The organism is Alistipes sp. An116, assembly GCF_002161005.1.
Classification (GTDB): Bacteria; Bacteroidota; Bacteroidia; order Bacteroidales; family Rikenellaceae; genus Alistipes; species Alistipes megaguti.
In genome coordinates this window covers 1-20,186 of sequence record NZ_NFLR01000026.1, presented here as the reverse complement: position 1 = coordinate 20,186, position 20,186 = coordinate 1, and the positions used below count along the sequence as shown (strand labels likewise).

The 20,186-nt window shown below is 53.5% G+C and carries 18 protein-coding genes and 2 tRNA genes; 8 read left to right on the top strand and 12 right to left on the bottom strand.

Annotation, left to right across the window (positions count from 1 at the left end):
- Window positions 1-3: 3 nt before the first annotated feature.
- A complete protein-coding gene (locus B5E60_RS12390; protein WP_087312084.1) occupies window positions 4-3,351 on the bottom strand; it encodes a TonB-dependent receptor in 3,348 nt (1,115 codons plus the stop codon).
- A 240-nt stretch (window positions 3,352-3,591) separates the two neighbouring features.
- The gene (locus B5E60_RS12385) at window positions 3,592-4,599 is read right to left on the bottom strand and encodes a FecR family protein (protein WP_143260759.1); all 1,008 of its coding nucleotides are present in this window, start codon (window positions 4,597-4,599) and stop codon (window positions 3,592-3,594) included.
- Between the two features lie 306 nt (window positions 4,600-4,905).
- Here B5E60_RS12385 and B5E60_RS12380 point away from each other — a divergent pair, with 306 nt between their 5' ends.
- On the top strand, window positions 4,906-5,511 hold the full coding sequence (locus B5E60_RS12380) for a sigma-70 family RNA polymerase sigma factor (RefSeq protein ID WP_087312082.1): 606 nt from the start codon (window positions 4,906-4,908) through the stop codon (window positions 5,509-5,511).
- A gap of 30 nt (window positions 5,512-5,541) precedes the next feature.
- On the opposite strand, the gene B5E60_RS12375 is transcribed toward B5E60_RS12380, so the two are convergent.
- Window positions 5,542-6,120, bottom strand: a complete 579-nt coding sequence (locus tag B5E60_RS12375; protein WP_087312080.1) for a flavin reductase family protein — start codon at window positions 6,118-6,120, stop codon at window positions 5,542-5,544.
- Between the two features lie 61 nt (window positions 6,121-6,181).
- On the opposite strand from B5E60_RS12375, the gene B5E60_RS12370 reads away from it, so the two are divergent.
- Both B5E60_RS12370 and hpf read left to right on the top strand, forming a co-directional pair.
- The gene (locus B5E60_RS12370) at window positions 6,182-7,087 is read left to right on the top strand and encodes a tyrosine-type recombinase/integrase (RefSeq protein WP_087312106.1); all 906 of its coding nucleotides are present in this window, start codon (window positions 6,182-6,184) and stop codon (window positions 7,085-7,087) included.
- Window positions 7,088-7,106: 19 nt separating this feature from the next.
- Entirely contained in the window at window positions 7,107-7,406 is a 300-nt protein-coding gene (gene hpf, locus B5E60_RS12365; protein WP_087312078.1) for a ribosome hibernation-promoting factor, HPF/YfiA family, read from the top strand.
- Between the two features lie 454 nt (window positions 7,407-7,860).
- On the opposite strand, the gene B5E60_RS12360 is transcribed toward hpf, so the two are convergent.
- A tRNA-Glu gene (locus B5E60_RS12360) sits at window positions 7,861-7,935 on the bottom strand.
- Between the two features lie 140 nt (window positions 7,936-8,075).
- Here B5E60_RS12360 and B5E60_RS12355 point away from each other — a divergent pair.
- From B5E60_RS12355 to B5E60_RS12340, 3 genes are all read left to right on the top strand, one after another.
- Window positions 8,076-8,813 (top strand): RsiV family protein, encoded by a 738-nt coding sequence (locus B5E60_RS12355; protein ID WP_087312077.1) that lies wholly within the window; start codon window positions 8,076-8,078, stop codon window positions 8,811-8,813.
- Between the two features lie 1,682 nt (window positions 8,814-10,495).
- On the top strand, window positions 10,496-11,446 hold the full coding sequence (locus B5E60_RS12345; RefSeq protein ID WP_087312073.1) for a glycosyltransferase family 2 protein: 951 nt from the start codon (window positions 10,496-10,498) through the stop codon (window positions 11,444-11,446).
- A 7-nt stretch (window positions 11,447-11,453) separates the two neighbouring features.
- Entirely contained in the window at window positions 11,454-12,233 is a 780-nt protein-coding gene (locus tag B5E60_RS12340; protein ID WP_087312069.1) for a glycosyltransferase family 2 protein, read from the top strand.
- A gap of 204 nt (window positions 12,234-12,437) precedes the next feature.
- On the opposite strand, the gene B5E60_RS12335 is transcribed toward B5E60_RS12340, so the two are convergent.
- Window positions 12,438-13,307 (bottom strand): glycosyltransferase family 2 protein, encoded by an 870-nt coding sequence (locus B5E60_RS12335; protein WP_087312104.1) that lies wholly within the window; start codon window positions 13,305-13,307, stop codon window positions 12,438-12,440.
- 23 nt (window positions 13,308-13,330) lie between these two features.
- The gene (locus B5E60_RS12330) at window positions 13,331-14,884 is read right to left on the bottom strand and encodes an NAD(P)/FAD-dependent oxidoreductase (RefSeq protein WP_087312068.1); all 1,554 of its coding nucleotides are present in this window, start codon (window positions 14,882-14,884) and stop codon (window positions 13,331-13,333) included.
- 95 nt (window positions 14,885-14,979) lie between these two features.
- Here B5E60_RS12330 and B5E60_RS12325 point away from each other — a divergent pair.
- Window positions 14,980-15,061, top strand: a tRNA-Leu gene (locus tag B5E60_RS12325).
- Here the strand turns inward: B5E60_RS12325 and B5E60_RS12320 are convergent.
- The 6 genes from B5E60_RS12320 to B5E60_RS12300 all read right to left on the bottom strand — a co-directional run bounded on the left by B5E60_RS12320 (window position 15,053) and on the right by B5E60_RS12300 (window position 19,447).
- Window positions 15,053-16,555 (bottom strand): recombinase family protein, encoded by a 1,503-nt coding sequence (locus B5E60_RS12320; protein WP_087312065.1) that lies wholly within the window; start codon window positions 16,553-16,555, stop codon window positions 15,053-15,055. The two genes, B5E60_RS12325 and B5E60_RS12320, sit on opposite strands and share 9 nt — an antisense overlap.
- Window positions 16,556-16,557: 2 nt before the next feature.
- Window positions 16,558-16,701: a hypothetical protein gene (locus tag B5E60_RS13975; RefSeq protein WP_162611639.1), complete on the bottom strand. Its 144-nt coding sequence runs from the start codon at window positions 16,699-16,701 to the stop codon at window positions 16,558-16,560.
- Between the two features lie 216 nt (window positions 16,702-16,917).
- Window positions 16,918-17,544 (bottom strand): recombinase family protein, encoded by a 627-nt coding sequence (locus B5E60_RS12315; RefSeq protein WP_239403341.1) that lies wholly within the window; start codon window positions 17,542-17,544, stop codon window positions 16,918-16,920.
- Between the two features lie 136 nt (window positions 17,545-17,680).
- Complete coding sequence (locus tag B5E60_RS12310; protein WP_087312063.1) at window positions 17,681-18,058, bottom strand: hypothetical protein; 378 nt, start codon at window positions 18,056-18,058, stop codon at window positions 17,681-17,683.
- Window positions 18,059-18,067: 9 nt separating this feature from the next.
- Window positions 18,068-18,745 (bottom strand): porin family protein, encoded by a 678-nt coding sequence (locus B5E60_RS12305; protein ID WP_087312061.1) that lies wholly within the window; start codon window positions 18,743-18,745, stop codon window positions 18,068-18,070.
- A gap of 366 nt (window positions 18,746-19,111) precedes the next feature.
- Window positions 19,112-19,447: an SH3 beta-barrel fold-containing protein gene (locus B5E60_RS12300; protein WP_087312059.1), complete on the bottom strand. Its 336-nt coding sequence runs from the start codon at window positions 19,445-19,447 to the stop codon at window positions 19,112-19,114.
- A gap of 317 nt (window positions 19,448-19,764) precedes the next feature.
- On the opposite strand from B5E60_RS12300, the gene B5E60_RS12295 reads away from it, so the two are divergent.
- Window positions 19,765-19,995, top strand: coding sequence for a hypothetical protein (locus tag B5E60_RS12295; RefSeq protein ID WP_087312057.1), 231 nt, complete (start codon window positions 19,765-19,767; stop codon window positions 19,993-19,995).
- The last annotated feature ends 191 nt before the right edge of the window (window positions 19,996-20,186 follow it).

The following is a 20,186-nucleotide window of genomic DNA, read 5'->3' as shown; positions in this document are numbered from 1 at the left end:
AGTTTAGAATTTGAGTCTGAGGTTGAAGCCGATGTTACGCAGCGAGGGCATCATGAAGTAGTCGATACCCTGGTAGAAGTTTCCCGTCGTAGCGATCGACTCGGGATCGAACGGGGCCTTGTTGTAGATCATCCAGAGGTTGCGGCCGACGAGCGAAAGGGTGATTTCGCACAGATTTCCCAGCGCCTTGCGGGGGATTGTGTAGCCGATCGAAGCCTCCTGCAGGCGGACGTTCGTAGCCGAGTAGGTGTAGTACTGCGGCACGGTGTTACCGCCGCTGACGGTCGAATACCACTTGTTGGCATCGACCACGTCGCCGCCGTTGATCACCACGCCGCCCGCGTCACGCGCAGCGGCCGAGGCCTCCGACACGCCGTAGTAGTCGAGCATGGCCTGCGTACGCGAGAAGACCACGCCGCCCAGACGGGCCGAAAGGGCGAATCCGAAGTTGAAGTTGCCCCAACGGAAGTCGTTTCGCCAGGCCATGTTGGCATCCGGCAGCACCGAACCGAGCTTGATATAGTCGTCGACGTTCGAGATGGCCTCGGTCATGACGTTTCCGTTCTCATCCTTGTAGATGGCGCCGTTGGCGTCGTACTTCATGTCGCGGAGCGAGTAGAGGTCGCCGAGCGTGCCGCCCTCCTTGAGGATGAAGTGCGCCTCGCCCAGACCCTTCATGTCGAGCAGGTCGACCGAGAAGCGCTGTCCGGTCTCGGGGTTGACGATGTTGTTTGCCAGCGAGAGGATCTCGTTGTGGTTGGTCGAGAGTGTGTAGTTCGAATTCCACGAGAAGCGGCCCCAGGTATTGCTGTAACCGAGAGCGACCTCGAAACCGCGGTTGAGCACCTTACCCGACTGGATGGTGAGCACGGAGGAACCCGAACCGGTCGAGATCGTCGTATCGAAGGTCTGGTCCTGGGTCTTGGTGTTGTAATAGGTGAAGTCGAGGTTGAAGTGCTTGAGGAACCGCATCGTAAGGCCGACCTCGAAGGACTTCGTCCGCTCGGGCTTGAGGTTGTAGATCGGGTACTTGGTATTGGTGTTCCAGGTCAGACCGCTCTCGTTCCACTCGTAGAGGGGATTAGCGATGAAGCGCTCGAAGGCGACACCGACCGAGGCATACGAACCGCGGATCTTGACATAGGAGAGATCCTCGGGCATGTTGGGGATGATCTGCGACAGCACGACCGACGCACCGACCGACGGATAGAAGAACGAGGTCTTCTCGGAGTGGGGGCCGGCCAGCTGCGAGGGCCAGTCGTTACGTCCGGTCAGCGTCAGGAAGTAGGTGTTCTTGTATCCGACCTCGGCCGAGAAGAAGACCGACTGGGTCTGCTCGCGCCAACCCTCCTGCAGACGCTTCGTCTTCGAGGAGTTGCTCAGGTTCTGGATGTTGAAGACGTTGGCCAGACCGGGTTGTTCACCCTCGAAGGCATCGGAACCGTCGGCGATCGGGCCGCGGACCTTCATGGCGTTGTAGCGCATGTCCGAGATCGAGGCACCGGCGTTGGCCTGGAGCGACCAGTCCTCGCCGAAGGTCTTGTTGATGTTGACGAGCACGTCGCCGTAGACCTGCTTGTCGGTCATCTTCGTGATGCCGTACATACCGCGGTCCGAATACTCGGAGAGCTGCTCGTAGGTCGAGGCGTACATCTTCTCGGTGTAATCCGTGTGGGAGTTGTCGACGCTGATGCGGCCCGAGACGTTGAGCCAGTCGAGGATATCGTACGAGAGCGAGGCGTTGAGCATGTAACGGTCCTTGTCGTTCTCGCGGAGGTTTCGGTAGTTGATCCAGTAGGGGTTCTGCATCGTCAGACCGGCATCGCCCACGGGCCAGTACTGCGTATAGAGCTGACGCGAAGGATCATAACGCTCATACATCTGGATGTCGGTCCAGTCGTTTCCGCGCGGGAAGAGGTAGGCACCGACGAGCGGGTTGTTGTAGGTACCCTGGTTGGTCATGTTCCGGTCCTTCTGCATGACGTAACTGGCCCCGACGTCGAGCTTCATGCGGTCCTTGAAGAAGTAGGTCGTGTTGCGGAACGTGAAGTTGTAACGGTCGTAGCTGTTGTTGGGCACGATACCGCGCGAGTTGATCGCGGCAGCCGAAGCGTAGACCTGGTTCTTGTCGTTGCCCGTCGAGAAGGAGATGCTCTCCGTACCGGTCACACCCGTCTGGAAATAGTCGTCGGCGGGGTCGTAACCCATGTAGTTCTTGCCGTTGAGCCGATGGCCCCAGCTACGGACGATCGAACCGGCGCTCGACGAGAGGTCACCCGTGCCGTATCGGTTCTGGAACTCGGGCAGGACGAACGGCATCATCACCTCGGTATTGCTCGACACGACGATCGACGTGCGACCGGCCTTACCGCGTTTGGTCGTCACGACAATGGCACCGTTGGCGGCATCCGAACCGTACAGGGCCGCGGCGGCAGCACCGTTCAGCACCGAGATCGACTCGATGTCCTCGGGGTTGATATCGGCAATGGGGTCGGTCGTACCCTGCGAACCGAACTCCGTACCGCCATCGCGGGCCGTCGTGAACATCGGCACACCGTCGATGACGTACAGCGCGTTCGACGACTGCATGATCGACTTCTGACCACGCATCACAACCTTCGAGGCGCCGCCGACACCTGACGACGAGGCGTTGATCGTCACACCGGCGACCTTTCCCGAGAGCGAGTTGATGAAGTTGACATCCTTGTTGGCGAGAATATCCTCCGAATTGACCTGCTGGACGTTGTACGACAGGGCCTTCTCCGAGCGCTTGATACCGAGGGCCGTGACGACGACGGCATCAACCTGCTGCGACTCCTCCTGGAGCGTGAAGTCGATCTGCGTGCGGCTGCCTACGGGCGCCTCGACCGTTTGGTAGCCCAAATAGTTGATAGTTAACACCGCCGATGCCGCGGGGGGGGGAACTTGAAGCGCATAGGCACCGTTGACGTCGGTGCTCGTACCGATGGTCGTACCCTTGACGAGCACGGCGGCACCGATCACCGGCTGCCCCTTGCTGTCGCGGACGAAGCCCTGTACCGAAACCGGCTTGTTGTCGGCCGTCTTCACCGAGAGCAGGATATTCTGCCCTACAATGCTGTAAGTCAGCTGTGTACCGCGCACCAGCTGGTCGAGCACCTCCGATACGGACTTGTTCTCGGCCTGCACCGAAACGATCAGCCGGTTGGCGTCGATGCCGTCACCGAGCATGAAAAGATAGCGCGATTCGCCTTCGATTTGCGAGATAGCCTGCGTCAGGGGGACCTTGTCCAGCCGGATCGTCAGCTTGTTGTCCTGCGCGAAAAGCGTCGTAGCGAGCAGACACAGACAAGCGCAGGCAAATGCAGGCATAAAGTGGATTAGTTTCCCGATTTTGCGGAAACTTACATTTTTATTCATACATTTGTAGAGTGTTTAGGTAATAGGTTTGTTTTGTTCTCTTCCGGAGCGGAACCGTTACCGATGCCTGCGGGTGTGCAGACCCGCGGGCATTCTTTTTTTTCGGGTTCCGCCGATCATAATGACAGGATCAGCTCATGCAATACAGGGTTTAGAGGGTTCATCAATCAGGTTATTTGTTCGTTTTGTCTCTTAATGGATCGTAATCGTGTTGTTCTTCACGTCGTGTTCGAACCGGAAGTCGGAATTGTGCTGCAGCACCTGCAGGGCATGGTCGACGCCGTCCGAGATGCGGAACTTACCGCTCTTGAACCCGATCACGGGCATCGTTGCCCGCCGGATCTCGATGCGCACGTTGTAGGCCAGCTCGAACTTGCGCATCAGCTCCTCGAACGAAAGCCCCCGGATGCTGATCAGCCCTTCGGTCCAGCAGGCGGCATCCGCATCGGATATCGGGGAGACCAGCAGACGGCCGCCGCACAAACGCGCCTCGTCGTTGGGTTCGAGGATGATAGCCTGACGGGTTGTCGGATCGGTCAGCCGGAGACGCCCCTCGAAGAGCGTCGTTGCAAAGAACTCCTCATCGGCATCCGCCTCGACGTTGAACTTCGTACCCAGCACCTCGACATCCGAGGCGAACGTGCGGACCACGAAGGGGTGTTCGGCATCGTGCTCGACCTCGAACATGGCCTCACCGGAGAGTTTCACCTCGCGGCGGTGGCGACCGAAGACGGTCGGATACTCGAGCCGCGCCCCCGCGTTGAGCCAGACATGCGAACCGTCGGGCAGCGTCATCTCGATCCGCTGTCCGGCGGGGATCTCCATGGCGAGGATCTGGTTGGCGAAGCCGTCGCGCGTATATATATAGGTCGAGTAACCGACGCCCAGCAGCAGGGCGACCATGGCAGCGATCCGCATCACGCGGCGCACGAGCGGCCGCATCCCCTTCCGCGGCGCACGAGCCGTCCGGTCGTTTTCGGACGCCGCCGGACCCGCAATGCGGCGGATCCGGGCCTGCCCGGAGGCTGCGGCCCACTGCTTCAACTCGGGTCCATACATTTTCGTAGCCTCGAAGACGAATCGGATCTCGTTGAACTCGCGCACGTTTTCGGGCGAAGCGTCGAGCCAATCGGCGATTTCGCGCTTCTCCTGTTCCGAACACTCTCCTTCGAGATATTTCAATACATCGGTCGACTTCATCGTGAACACATCTTTTTGATTAACCCGTCCCTCTCTCCGAGCCGGATCCCGGAACCATCCGGGAAACTTGTTACACCCTTTTTCCCTCTGTTTTCATCTATATATTGCACGAACAACCGAGTCGGACAACAAAAAAAGCCAAATCGCGCAAATAAATATTTTTAAGAAATTCGTAAAAATTCTGACTAATTCCTAAAAGGGAGAAAAACCGTCCGGAAGCGTGTACGGCGCGGAAAAAGGCAACGGGCAACCATGTGACAACAAGAAAAAAAATTTGTATATTTGATTCCCCAAAAATGCTCCGCCATGCCGATACCGGAAAAGAGAGACTCGCACCTTCAGGATTTCATCGAGTTCTATTTTACATATCGGAGAAACTTCATCTCCATAGCCCGCTCGTACGTCGAGGAGACGGCGGTGGCCGAGGATATCGTGACCGACAGCTTCATGGCCTACTGGACCCGTCGGCACGAACTGGACCTGGACACCGATCCCCGCCGCTACGTTGTCGGCACGATCAAGAAGCAGTGTCTGGAGCACCTCCGCAGCCGCCAGATCCACCAGCGCGTGGAGAAAAAGCTGCAGGATGCCAACGACCGCCTGTTGAGCTACAACATCGGCAGCCTGGAGAGCAGCTCCACCGAACAGCTCTATGCCGACGAGGTGCTTCAGATCCTAGAAAAACAGTTGAAGGAGATGCCGGAGCTGACCCGCCAGATCTTCCTGGCAAGCCGCACCGAAGAGATGAGCTACAACGACATTGCCGAGCGGTACCGGATCCCGGCCCACAAAGTCAGATACGAGTTGCAGAAGGCCGTGAGCCTGCTGCGGGATTCCTTGAAGGATTACCTGCCGGCCTGCCTGGTGATGACCGTCATCGACCTGCTGCTCAGACACAGCGGCCGGTTCTGATCCGGCGACGGCCGGGAAGAGGAGCCCGGCTCAGCGGCGCCGCGTCTTCTTGCGCCGCACGGACCATCCGAAATGGCCCAGCGCTTCGCCCAAAGCAAAATACTCGCCGTGGGAGTAGACGATCGGCTCGGCCCGCTCAAGGCAGAAACGCCCCGTCTCGGGGTCGATATAGGCCTCATCGGCCTGCACCCCCACCACTTCGGCCAGAAACATATCGTGACTCCCGAGCGGCAGAATCTGACGCACCCGACATTCGATGTTGACCGGCGATTCGGCCACCACCGGCGCCGCCACCCGTTCCGAGGCCACGGCCGTCAATCCCATTTCGCGGAACTTGTCGTGGTCGCGCCCCGACCGCACGCCGCACCAGTCCGTCGCCCGGGCCAGCGAACGCGTCGTCAGGTTGATGACAAACTCCCCCGTGCGGCGGATAATCTCATAGGAGTGGCGCTCGGGACGCACCGATATATAACACATCGGAGGATCCGAGCAGACCGTCCCGGTCCACGCCACGGTCAACAGATTATACTCCTCGGGGGTCGCCCCGCAACTCACCAGTACGGCCGGCAGCGGATAGAGCACCGTGCCGGGTTTCCAATTCTGTTTCATCTTTCGCCGTTTTCTCGCTTTACGGACAAAGGTACGTCTTTTTTGGTATCTTTGCCGTATGCTGCTCGATGAATTTGTCCGATACCTCGAAGCCGAACGGCGATACTCGCCCCTGACGGTCCGCAACTACCGCCACGACGTATCGCAATTCCTGGCCTGGACGGGGTGTGCCGACTCCGAAGAGGAGCTGCGGCGCATCACGACCGACGACATCCGCGCCTGGATCCTCCACCGTACCGAAGCGTGCCGTCTGGGTGCCGCCTCGATGAACCGCGAGGTCTCGTCGCTGCGGAGCTTCTTCCGCTGGCTGCTCGCCCGCGGGGTCGTCGAACGCAACGTCACGCAGCCCGTCTCGTCGCTGCGCACCTCACGGCGGCTGCCGGCCTTCGTTCCCGAAAGCCGCATGGGCGGCATCGTCCGCGACTGCGAATTCCCGACCGACGACTTCCGCTGCGAGCGCAATTCGCTCATCGTCCTGATGCTCTACGCCTGCGGGCTCCGGCTGGCCGAACTGATCGGCATCAACCGCGACGACTTCGCCGACAACTACACCTCGCTGCGCGTCCGTGGCAAGGGCGACAAGGAACGCATCGTCCCCATTCTGGAATTTCTGCGCGAGAAGATTTTGCACTACATCGGGCTAATTGAGCGGCAAAATATTTGCAATTCTACGGAAAAAGCACTATTTTTAACTCACAAAGGAAAACGCATTGCCCGGATCACCGTGTACCGCATCGTGAAGGAGGAGCTCGCCCGGGGCGGCGTCCAGGGGAAAAAGAGCCCGCACGTCCTCCGACACACGTTTGCCACACACCTGCTCAACGGAGGCGCCGACATGCGCGAAATCCAGGAACTCCTGGGTCACGCCTCGCTTGAGGCCACGCAGGTCTACACTCACAACAGCATCGCACGGCTCCGGGAGGCCTACGCGAAAGCCCATCCTCGCGAAAAGGATGGCAAGTGTTAACTCTCTAAACTGTAAGGTTATGAACGTACAGATTCAATCCGTGAAATTCGATGCCGACAAACGGCTCATCGATTTCGTGAATGCCAAAATGGCAAAGCTGGACCGCTTTGCGGATCGCTCAACCGGCGCCGACGTTATTCTCAAACTCGATAAGGACCACGAAAAGGGAAACAAGATAGCAACCATCACGCTCCACATGCCGGGCGAAGATCTGGTGGCCTGCCACCAGTCGAAGGCCTTCGAGGAGTCGGTTGATGAGGCCATCGACGCCCTGAAGCGGCAGATCGACAAATTCAAGTCAAAACAGGATAACAAATAGAACTCCCACCAACCTAACTAATCCTTAACTAACCAATGCCGCGACGGCCGCCCGAAAAGGCGGTCGTCGCATTTTTTGGAGGAGGGGGGGGGAAGGAGGGGGAGGCAAGAAGGAGGCTGAGCCAAGGAGAGCTGCACCCGGGCTACAACCGACGACGGACTACCGGCGAACTACCGGCAGACATCCGGCAAGTCCGTCGGCAGACCGTCGCCCTTTCGTCCGTCCCCCCCCCTATCGTCCAGCTGGCCTAACGTCCGGCAGCGCCTGCTCTTCCCGCCGCCATCATGCCGTTCCTGCTGCCATCATGTCGTTCCCGCCTCCGCCGTTCCGCCGTTCCGCAATTCCCGCGAATACTGCAACCCACAGCTCCCTCTCCCCGGCATCCTCCGCTCCCGCCCGCACCCACACCCACACCCACCAGAAACAAAAAAAGCGACCTTCGCAGGTCGCTTTTTGGTAGTGGATAGGGGATTCGAACCCCTATGTCATGCGTGAGAGGCATGTATCCTAACCCTTAGATGAATCCACCTTGTTGAGTTTCGTGGTGCAAAGATAGCGCCTTCTTTTGAATCTCCAAAATTTTCGGACACTTTCTACGATTTTTTTTCACTTTTCTTGGAAATGGGCCCTTTTTACCTAACTTAGCCCACGGAACAAACCTCATTCGCTATGAAAAACCGACTTGTCCTGCTGCTTGGTTCCTGTCTGTTGCTCGGAGCCTGCACGAAACACCCCGTCCTGCCCAAGTTCGAGACTTGCGCCATCGACACCCTGCTGCAGGGTGACGGAAACTCCTGCCGGGTCGAATATCGCTTCGCCTCGATCAGCAACACAGGGAAATCCTCCGCCCTGGAGACCATTGAACAGGCCAACCTCGGCTATTTCTTCCAGCTCGAGGCCTTCACGGGAACCCTCGGGCAGGCCGTTCAGACCTCGCTGACCGATATCCAGACCAATTACCTGCCCGTCGGCATGGGTCCCTCGGGCCGTGAATACGAAGTGTCGGTCGAGTCCGAAGGCTCGGTCATCGATTCGCTGATCGGGTATGTCATCACCCGGGCCGGCTACACAGGCGGCGCTCACGGCATGTACGGAACCGAATGCCACACCTACTCCCTGCGCGACGGATTTGAACTTTCGCTGGCCGACCTCTTCTCCGAAGCGGCCCTGCAGCGGCTCGACGAGGTGATCCGCGAAAAGATCGCCGCACAATACCATGCATCGACCGACGACGAACTGTCCGAGGCCGGGTTCTTCCCCGAATACATCGCTCCGACGGAGAACTTCCTGATCTCGGAATCGGGCATCACCTTCTACTACAACCCCTACGATATCGGATGTTATGCGCTGGGAGCCGTCGAGGTGACATTGACACCCGAGGAGCTGGCACAACTGTGCGCCGAATAGCTCCGATTCGCTCAAACAATACGCCCGGACGGCTCTCTTTCCGACAACCGTCCGGGCGTATTGCATCCCCGTCTCCCCTCCCCCGAAAAAGGCGGCCGGCACGCGCATCCACACTGGAAATCGGGGTCAAACGACACAGCCCGGCGCAACGATGACGCCCACCCGGAAGAAACCTCCATAAACGAAAAAAAGGTCCGAGTCTCACGACGGGGAACCTTTTTTTTGGCGGGGAACCACCCCCTCCAAAATGAGGTTTAATCGGAGGTATTCGACGCCTCGGACGAGCACCGTCCTCGGGTCTTAGTGGCGGACAATCCGTCACAACCTGCCGATTTCCTCAACCAACCTAAAACTACTAACCTAAATGAACCTTAAAACTTCACTGCAAAGATAAGGGCGATTTTTGATTTATGCAAATATTTTACGAATATATTAAATATATTTAACAATTTGGTAACATTGGTAAACCAATCCCAATTCCCACGAAGAACATACAGAACAGGCAAAATGCAGATATACTGCTATTTACAAATATGCGAGGGAAGTATTCACAAAGAGGGCTACCCGAAAGACTGCAACGGAAGGATGTCGGTAGAAACTCCACCACTGCGGCCCGGAGAGCCTTCTTTGAATGAAAAGAGAGCGGACTGTGAGGATGCAATTACATCTGCGACCAGACATTGATCACAGCACACGGGGCACAAGCGACAGGGGGGGGGAAGAGGCGGTCCGTAAAACAGGCTGCCATGATACCCTATCGGAGAAAGAGCCACGCCGGGCAAACCACACCAACCCGGAGGCCAAGGCACAAAAAAAAGGAAACTCGGAATTCGGAACTCGTCCGTCTTCCTCAGTTTCCTCACCAACCTAAAACTACTAACCTAAATGAACCTTAAAACTTCGCTGCAAAGATAAGTCGAAAAATCATTCCATGCAAGCTTTTATTAAAATAATTTTCAAATTTTTTCATATTTTTTAATATTACAAGTTCATCTCAGGCCGCAATAAGCTATCATACAACCACTTATGAACAAAGCCATCGACCGGTCAAAATTTTCACGCTCCTCACGATGCAGTAGAAGCGGGAAAAGACCATTTTGTAATTAAATGACGCTAAGATTGTGCTTGTAACGGATAAATTACTAAATTTGTATTATAAACCAAAATACAGAACGATGACCGTATCGCAGATCAGCCCGGCCCGCAGGTGGCTCCATGCGCTTTGTCTCTGCCTGGAGAGTTTCGTGCGACAAGGCGCCGGGCTCCTCCCGCAGAGCCGAATCGCCGAATCCGCAACACGCACAGGCCTCGGCACCGAAATCCGCCTGCTCAGATCCGCATCGTCCCTGTTTCGGATACGCGCATGTGGCATGAAGATTGGTTGTCAGCCGTTGTCACCCTCGTTCACCCATAATCCGCCGTCAGCCACGCTTCGACTTCATGGTCCAAGAACACAACTTCAGCAACCGGCCTCAAAATACGCTTAGCCAATCGGGAAGGATCCACGCCGAGCCGGCCTCTTCCGAAGACGGACTTCCGGCCCCCCCGGTAAAAAGCCGCCGACCCAACAACCTCCACACGAAAGACTCCGAGCCAAGCCGCCCGCACGGCGATCGAAAATCCGACCGCCCGAAAAAAGGCCCGCCCCAAAACCTCGCAAACAACTGCCAGTAAAACCATTTATGTTGATCTCGATCATCACACCGATATACAACGCCGAGAAGTATCTCGAAGAGTGCCTGCAAAGCATTCTCCGACAGACGTGGACAGACTTCGAGCTGCTGCTGATCGACAACAACAGCAACGACCGCTCCGTCGAAATCTGCCGGCAATACATGCAGCGCGATCCGCGGATCAAACTCTACCACTGCCAAAAGCCGGGAGCCAGTGCCGCACGCAACTACGGACTCTCACAGGCCAAGGGAGACTTCGTGGCCTTCATCGATGCCGACGACTGGGTCGAACCCAACCACCTGGAAAATCTCGTAGGTCCGGGGCTGGGCAAAACCGACATCACCTTCACCAACGCCTTCATTTCGTACGACCTCCAACTTGCCGAGGAGGAGGTCTCGGGCGAAGCGTGCGACCGGATCTTCGCCCAATTGCGCCGTCAGACCTTCTTCGGCTGGACCTGGAACAAGATCTTCAACCGGGAGATCATCGAACGCCACGCGATTCGCTTCAACGAGGGCATGCGTCTGCATGAGGACGAGCTCTTCACGGCCGAATACTGCCAGTATGTCAACCACGTACGGGTCAGCAACCTGAAAACCTACCACTACCGTATCCTCAACACGAGCGTCATGCGCAGCAAGATGCCCAAGGAGGAGAAGCTGTCGTGTTACCGCCGGCTCTACAAGATGTACAGCCGTCTGGACCGCGAGAACCGCTATCTGACAATCCGCGTCCACCTCTCCCACTGCTGCAACATGCTGCGCCACTGCTGGAAACCGGACGACATCCGGCTGGCGCTGATGTACGTCTACCCCGCCTACGAGGAGTACCGCAACATCGTGCAGCCGGAGTTCCTGCGCGACGACCGCGACCGCAAGGTTGCCAGACGTTCGCCGTGGGTCTTCCGCTTCCACAACGGTGTCTGGATCTGGATCGCCTCGAAAATCATCAATATCTGACCTGCCGATGAAAGTCTCCCTTCTGATCTCGACCTACAACTGGCCCGAAGCCCTGACCCTCTGTCTGAAGAGTGTCGCCGCACAACGTACGCCGCCCTTCGAGGTGGTCATCGCCGACGACGGCTCGGGCGAACCCACCCGTCGGGTCGTCGAGGCGTTTGCGCGGACACTGCCCTGCCCCGTCAAGCATATCTGGCACGAAGACGACGGTTTCCGCCTCACGGTGATCCGCAACAAGGCCATCGCGGCCTGTGAGGGCGACTACATCGTCCAGATCGACGGCGACGTCATTCTCCACCGCAACTTCATCCGTGACCATGCGGCCTTCGCCCGCAAAGGGACCTTTGTCGTGGGAAGCCGCGCCATGATCGACGAGCGGCTCGCCCGACGGATGCTTTGCAGCGGCAATCCGAAGGTAGCGTGGTATACGCCCGGAGTCAAGCACTGGCTCAACGCCCTCTACATCCCGGCCCTGACACCCCTTTTCCGGAATCGGGAAAACGACCGTCTGCGCGGTTGCAACATGGCCTTCTGGCGCGAAGATCTCGTCGCTGTCAACGGCTACAACGAGACCATGATCGGCTGGGGATACGAGGACGCGGAGCTTGTCATCCGGCTGCGGAACAACCACTGCACACGGCAGACGCTGAAATTTGCCGGATTTGTCTTCCATATCCACCATGCGCGCTCGTCGCAGGAGAACGACACGGAAAACCGGGCCATCGGTCTGGTGACACGCACCGAGAAGAAGATCCGTTGCGAAAAGGGGCTCGACCAGTATCTGTAAGGGTCCGTCGCCAACCGGCCAGAACGCCACAAGGGGGGGGGAGAAAAAAAGAGAACTCAGACAAAGCGGGTGCAACCATAAAAACGGTCCGACGCCGAACAACAGGAGGAGTGTGAGGAAGTCTGCTCACGAGAGGGGCAGGCCGCAAAGTTCCCCGGTACAAAAGCCGAGGTTTTCTGCGTGACGGGGAAGGCCGACCCGGTATTAACAAATCCGGCTGCGCCAGACGGGAATAAGATCAAACAAACGCCAGGTGCGAACGCCGTCACACTCCTTCTGCTTGAGCAACGTCAATCCGCAAAAGAGATACATGCGTCGCGTCACACTCCGATACCTGGAGTCCAGGCGAAGGCCGATCCGATCGGCATAGGCTACGAAGGCACGCTGCGCCTCGTACTTGTCGCGCTGTTTTTTGGGAGTCTGCCGGCTTTTGGTAATCGACGCAGGATTGTACATGTAGTGGTAGGCCACCCCGGGCACCGTCACCACCCGGTCGCATTCACCGAGCAAACGCATCACATAGGCAACATCCTCGTAATAGACCTGTTCGGGGAAGCGCAGCCCCAACCGCAACAGCGTCTCGCGCCGCAACAGTTTGTTCATCACATAAAAATCGGGCGGACAGCGACAAATGCGGAAACGCTCCTCCACCGAGGAGATTTCGCGGGCCTCCGTGTAGCGGATCTTCCACTTCGAGCGGGACGGCCGAACCTGCCAGATCGACGCACAGGCCACATCAGCTCCCGATCGCTGCGCCGCCACACAGAGCGCCTCGCAATAAGCCGGATCGATCCAGTCATCGGAATCGAGAAAGAGTACATACTCCCCGCGGGCCCGATCGAACCCCCGGTTACGGGCACTTCCGACACCGCGATTCTCCTGCGTCACCACCTGCACCCGCACATCCTGTGCCGCATAACGGTTCAGAATCTCGACCGAGTGATCCACGCTTCCGTCGTCGACACAGATAACCTCGATCTCGCGCAGCGTCTGTGCGAGAATACTGTCCAGACACCGGGCCAGAAAGGCCTCGACGTTGTAGACCGGGACAATAACGCTAACCTTCGGATCCATGATCATAGCTGTTTTTATCGGTTTTATCGGATGAACTCGCGCACCCGGTCGGCGATCCGCTCGCCGTCGAGCGCCGCCGAGATGATGCCGCCGGCATAACCGGCCCCCTCGCCCGCCGGGAAGAGCCCCTCGACCTCGGGATGCATGAGTGTTGCCGCGTCACGCGGAATGCGGACCGGCGTCGACGTACGCGACTCTACCCCCACGACAATCGCCTCGTTGGTCACGTAACCCCGCATGCGGCGCCCGAAGGTCTCCAGACCGTGGCGCAGCCCCTGCGCAATGAAATCGGGCATCCAGCGGTCGAGCCGCGACGGGATGATACCGGGAATATAGGAGGTTGCGGGCAGCGACTTGCTGGCCCGTCCGGCGACGAAGTCGGCCACACGCTGTGCGGGAGCGATCTGATGCTCGCCCCCTTCGCGTCGCGCCAGCTCCTCGAACTGCTGCTGAAAGCGCAGCCCGGCCAACTCGCCCCACTCGGGACGCAGGTGTTCGAAATCCGAAAGACGCACCTCGGTGACCAGTCCGGAATTGGCATAGGGCGAGGTGCGGCCGCTGGGCGACATGCCGTTGACGACCGACTGCGCGGCATCGGTCATGGCCGGGACGATGAATCCTCCGGGACACATGCAGAACGAGTAGACACCGCGTCCGGCCTCCTGGCTGACCAGCGAATAGGAGGCCGCCGGGAGATATTCGCCGCGCGCCGGGCAGTGATACTGAATCGAGTCGATGAGCGCCTGCGGGTGTTCGATGCGCACCCCCATGGCGAAGGGTTTGGCCTCGAGACGCACCCCGCGCCGGTGCAGCAGTTCGTAGATGTCGCGGGCCGAATGGCCCGTGGCCAGGATGACGGCCGCCCCTTCGATCCGTTCGTCACCGCACCAGACGCCGCGTACTCGGCCGTGGTCGATCTTCAGATCGGTCACCCGGCTCTCGAAACGGAACACGCCGCCGGCATCGAGGATCGTCTGCCGGATGTTCTGCATGATGCGCGGCAGTTTGTCGGTTCCGATATGGGGATGCGCCTCGAAGAGGATTTCGGGGTTGGCACCGTGGAAGACCAACGTCTGGAGCGCCTTGTTGTAGTCACCGCGTTTCTTGCTGCGGGTGAAGAGCTTGCCATCGGAGAAGGTGCCGGCACCCCCTTCGCCGAAGGCGTAGTTCGATTCGGGGTTGACGGCTCCGTTGCGGTTGATCTGGGCGATGTCGCGTTTGCGGGCCGAGACGTCGCGTCCGCGTTCGAGGATGACGGGGCGCAGCCCCAGTTCAATCAGGTGCAGTGCCGCGAACAGGCCGGCGGGCCCCGATCCGACGATGATCACCTCGGTGCGGCCCACGACCGACGGATAATCGAAATGAACCGGCTCGGGACGGGGTTCGCGATCGACGTAGATTTCGAGCGAGAGGTTGACCTTGACCTGCCGCTGACGGGCATCAATCGAGCGTTTGACGACCCTGACGAGGGCGATTTCATCCTCGCGCAGGCCCATGCGGCGGGCAGCCAAAGCGGTATATGTTTTCGCATCGGCGGCCTGCTTGGGCGTAAGAACAAGTGTTACGAGTTGCGGCATTGCATCAAATTACGCACAAAAGTAACCAAAAAAGCCGGATAAAAGGGTGTCCGGGATTGTGAATTGTGAAAAAATATCTACCTTTGTGTGACAGAGCGGATATGGTGTAATTGGTAGCCACGTCAGACTTAGGATCTGATGCCTTACGGCGTGGGGGTTCGAGTCCCTTTATCCGCACAAGGCGACTGTTGAGGACGAATTTTCAGATTCGTCCTCTTTTTTATTTTTATATTCATCTGATATATAACGCAATAAAGCAAGTGCTTTATTCTCTTCCATGGTTCGATAATCATCCGTTTCCTTATCCCACAAAATTCCCTTGGGAAAGAGCAGATTTTGGATTTTTTGGCACAAATCCGCATCAGAATTACGCCATAAATCGCCTAATTTACAGCATATTGCTACCACGCCATCCACCTGTTTTGCAAGGTTCGATAAATCTCCCTTTACCTTCTCCAATTCCATAAGTATCACATTCTTCTTTTCCTGCAAGTTTTCAATGGCTGCTTCATAGACCTCCTCATCTATCTCACCCATTCCAAACCTCACTTTGCATTGCTTCATTTTGTTTTCACACTCAGTCAGGCGCTTCCTCAACAGCGTGTTTTGTTGAATCTGCTCGTCATGACTCTCTTCTATCATGCGCCGCACCACATCCTTGAAGATTAGCATGACAGGTTGGGAAATGTCATAGCGCGCCAACAGCGCTTCGTACCGCTGATGCAACTTCCTTGCTGAAACGTTGGTACAACACCCCTGCTTGTTGCACTTGTAATAATCTAAATTCTTTGCCTTGACTGTGTAAACTGTCAATGGCGTATGGTCCTTCGCACACAAGACGTGACGTTTCAAGGGGAATCGCGGAGTCTCCTTCTGATGAACGTACACGCCCGTGCGGTTGGACAGGATGCTTTGTACCTGCAAAAATTGAGGATATGAGATCAATGGCTCCTGTATGCCGTCCACCAATTCCTTGACCATCTTATGCCTGATCTTACCTGCATAAAATGGATTAGTTAAAATCTTATGCAGTTTCCTTTTATCAACGCTTAACCCGAGTGCCGCCAAGCGTCGTTGAATATCTATATTACGTTCGCCCCGTAACTTCCATTGAAAAGCTTTCTGAATCAAGCGCCCCGTTTCATTGATTCTGTATTGTGAATTGAGACTCTTGCCTGTTTTGGTGTATCCCAATGGCACTTTGCTGCACCAAACTCCGTTCTCGATGCAATGTTTCCTGCCTGCCACAAATTTGTCTGTGCGCGTTTCATTGTCCCATTGTGCCGTACACAAACTAAAATTTGCCATCAACCGCCCCTCTTTGGTTGAGGTATCCATACCTGTCTTTGCCGCGACTATAATAACATCTGCTCGTGTTAGGTTGCTGATAATGGTGATGGATTGCCCTGCGTCGCGCGAGAATCTATCAAACTCTGACACGAGAATGTGGGTAATTGATTTATCTTTCTTAACTGCGTTCAGCATTGCGCTCACGAGTACACCCGGTGTTTTAGCCGACTCATGCGTCCCCCCAAAATACCCCTTTATTGTAAATCCTCTATCATGCGCATATCTTTCGCATATGGCTTTCTGATAGTCCAAGCTACCGCCATTCTCTTCCTGATACTTAGTTGATACCCTTGTCCATATTATACAGTTTTTATTATTCATATTCAGCCTATTTTTATCTGCTTATTCAAATATTCGATGCCGTACAAAGCCAACAACTGCATATATTGCAGAATGGCGTCGCCGTCATCCTTATTCGTTATTCCTAACTCTTTAAACTCTTTTTCATAATCTTGGAATTTAATCATTCAACAATAGATTACTTTTTATTCGCTTTCGGCTCCTGTTCGTTTGCAGGACTTTTATTTTCGCCATGGGAAACTTTGACCATTATGCAATAAGCAAAGTGTGCAATATTTTTTATTACATATAATTTTATTTTTTATTGATTAAGCAACTTCGAAGAGAGATTTGAATAAACATATAGATAATATTTTTAAAAACCAAATTTATATTTAATATTTTTAAATAATTTTCTTGATTTTTTGAAGGGTGTTTACACTTGTTCCACAGATTGCAGCTATATTTCTCAACGAAATACCTTTCTTTATCAACTGAATCTCTTTGGAATACTGTGTTTTCATTTCATCTACGCTTTTGCGATAACCGACTTTTCTGCCAACTTTACCGCCATTCATTCTGAAATGGTTGTAGCCACTTTCCATACGACTGCGGATTAGCCCTCGCTCCATACTATTGAACTGAGCAAGAATGCCAAGCACGAGTTGTGCAATGGGATTCACATTGCCATCTTTTTGTAATGTCTCTAATCCGTTCTGATGAATATATATACTGATACCATGTTCTGTTAGAAGTTCTGTAATTTGCAGAAAGTCAACAGCTCGTCGTGATAGTCTGCTGCATTCGTAAATCAATATTTTATTTACTTTGTTGTGTTTCACATAATTCAATAAGTTGGTTAAGGCATCACGCTCTGCAATTCTTTTTGCACCCGATATTTTTTCTGAAAACTCTTTAACAACCTCATACCCCATTCGTGAGGCGTACTCCCTTAACTCTGATAGCTGGCGCTCATAGTCCTGTCCAGCAGTTGAAACCCTTGCATATATTATTACTCTTGTTTCCATCATTTATCAATCCTTATTCAATACAAATATATTACATTTATACAATATATGCAATATCTTTATCATAATTTACCTTTCCTACAATAAAAAATCCCGACCTTAAAGCCGGGATTCAAATTCAATAAATCTGTATTGGACCCTATTCAATACGCCTATAATAGTCATCGTAAGACACAGGGGTAACATCAATACTTTGTGAATGCATAATCAATTCATCTTCCGTCAGGTCAATCTTGAACGTTATGAACATAAATGTCAATTCACTGGTTTTGTTATTATAGGAATAGTTGATAGAATAGGGGCTTTTATTTCCATTCTGATATTCATACATCTTCCCATCTGCGGTAAACTCAAGAACATATTCGCCCGGAGCATACTCATCATCTGGACTTCCGTCATGCCATACTGTTTTAACCTGCTCCCATTTACCAACAAGAAGACCGTTATTATTATCTTCATCTTTGGAGCAACTCGCAAAAAGTGCAATTGCAGCAAAAACAAACAAAAGTTTTTTCATTTGCAACGATTAGAAATTATATCCCACAGAAAGAAAGAAATTTCCCGTCTTCAATTTACCCCAGCTACTGAGGGCATCTTCATTGGACTCAGGATTCCCTCCATCCGCAATCTTAGCCACATTAACAAATCCAAATTCGTAGCCAAGACTAAAAACAAATTGTTTCCACTCTGCAGTAGCACTGAAACGCATACCGAAGTCCGAACGTTTCATTACGCCATTGGCGCCAAACAAGTCGCTCTTTTCAGAGTAGGATTCACCTTCAAACTCCTCCGTATCCATGTATTCATACTTGCTTTTCCCGCTGACACCCAATGCATAATAAAATCCAATGCTGGGGTATAAAGTTACCACATCTTTAATATTAAATTTGTAATTAACCATTATTGGGATCTCAAGATATAATGGATTTGCCGTCTCTTTGTCTGCCCAGAAATCAGCCTTGAATCCTTTTTGTGAAATCTGTAGACCTGTCTCCAAATAAAGGGGATGGGTCTCCATCAACAGGCGCTGGTAAACGCCAGCTACGTGGAAGCCAACCCTTGAATTAAAATCAAATCCAGACATGGATGCGTTTGAAACATTCAGACCTGCGCGCACCCCGTAAAGGTTCTTTTCATAATTCTGCGCAACAGCACTGCTTGCCATCATGGCAACACCCGCAAGGGCAAAGAAAAGTTTTTTCATAACCGCTTGGTTAGTTTAGGCTCTTCCCGACTCCCAAGAAGATCTTATAAAAAAGAAAGTGTGGAGCCGTTTCGTCTATCAAGTAGGAGGTTGTGGTAAGACCTTGACTGAAATAAACGATGCAATACCCCACACCTGAATAGTATGGGGTATACACATAGAATATGCCTACCTCAATAACTACACAAGGAATGAGTGCTGTTCGTCTATCCTTCAGTCTTGAAACTACCACATTTCCTACTTAGGATAAGTGCGAAAACACTTTCATCAAATATGTCTGCTGATTTCTCAGCGTCACAAAGATAGAAAATTATTTTCACTTGAACAGCACTCTGTGCGAGGTATTGCAAAAAAGCAAGATAGCGGCTAGTAGACCGCTATCAAATTTTCCCACCTGAATGATCTCCAACCCCCGCTTTCCAAATCATAATAAGCCGTTGTTGCATACTCTTCACGCGATACGCCCCAGCCACAGACCTTATCCTTTACAAAGTCTGCGTTGGTTGTTCCATAGGCTACACGAATGTCACCATTACTTTTGAGATATACAAACTTCACAATCTGTCCGCTACGCAGTTTCTGCTTGAGTTGCTCTATCAAAAGAGCCTTTGAAATGCCATCCACTGTACGACAGGATGTGCGAACTGCGATAACCTTTGCGCGTACTACCGTGTTGTCATTGAGTAAAATAACCTGAGCCATACTTGTAAGATTTATTATTACACCTAATTGTTAGAATTTCCAATGTTTGGGTGTCCTCCATCCCATCAATTCGTAGAGCTTATTACGGCAATCGGCATAAGAGCGACCTCGATACACCTTCTCACCCGTCTCCACATTCCATACATAAAGCCCGCTTCCCGCTCCCATAATCTTGTATTTCCTTTCCGTTGCCATATATCCTCCATCCCTTTGTTTATAGCACAAAGATATGACATATATTTCATATATGCAAATATAAACATGATTTATTTTGAATATATGTCATATTTTTATAGTTTTGCCTAAAATAGCATAATATGGAAAAGGAGAAAGCAGAGCGGACAGTTGTCCACGTTGAATTGCTGTGCGATAACAGCCATCATTATTTTGGTAGCTTGGCTGCCATCTACGAGAAATTCAAGAAAGAGGAGATTGGTATTGGCTATGGCAGCTTGCGTAACTATGGGCTTTCAGCAGAAAAGCCATACCAAAACAAGCTCTGCATTATCAGGAAGGGGTATTTGATAACTATCCCCAAACAAAAATAATCTTTTAGATTAGATTGCTACATTATTGAATAGCTCAAAATGTGTTTGATAAGATTATTTTGACACATTCTTACACTAGTGTCCGGTAAAAAATCATGAAAGTTCTTTGAAAATATTGATGATTAGGAATTTACAGAGATAAAACGAGCGCAACGATTTGAATTTATCTTTGCCAGACTATCGTAGAATGG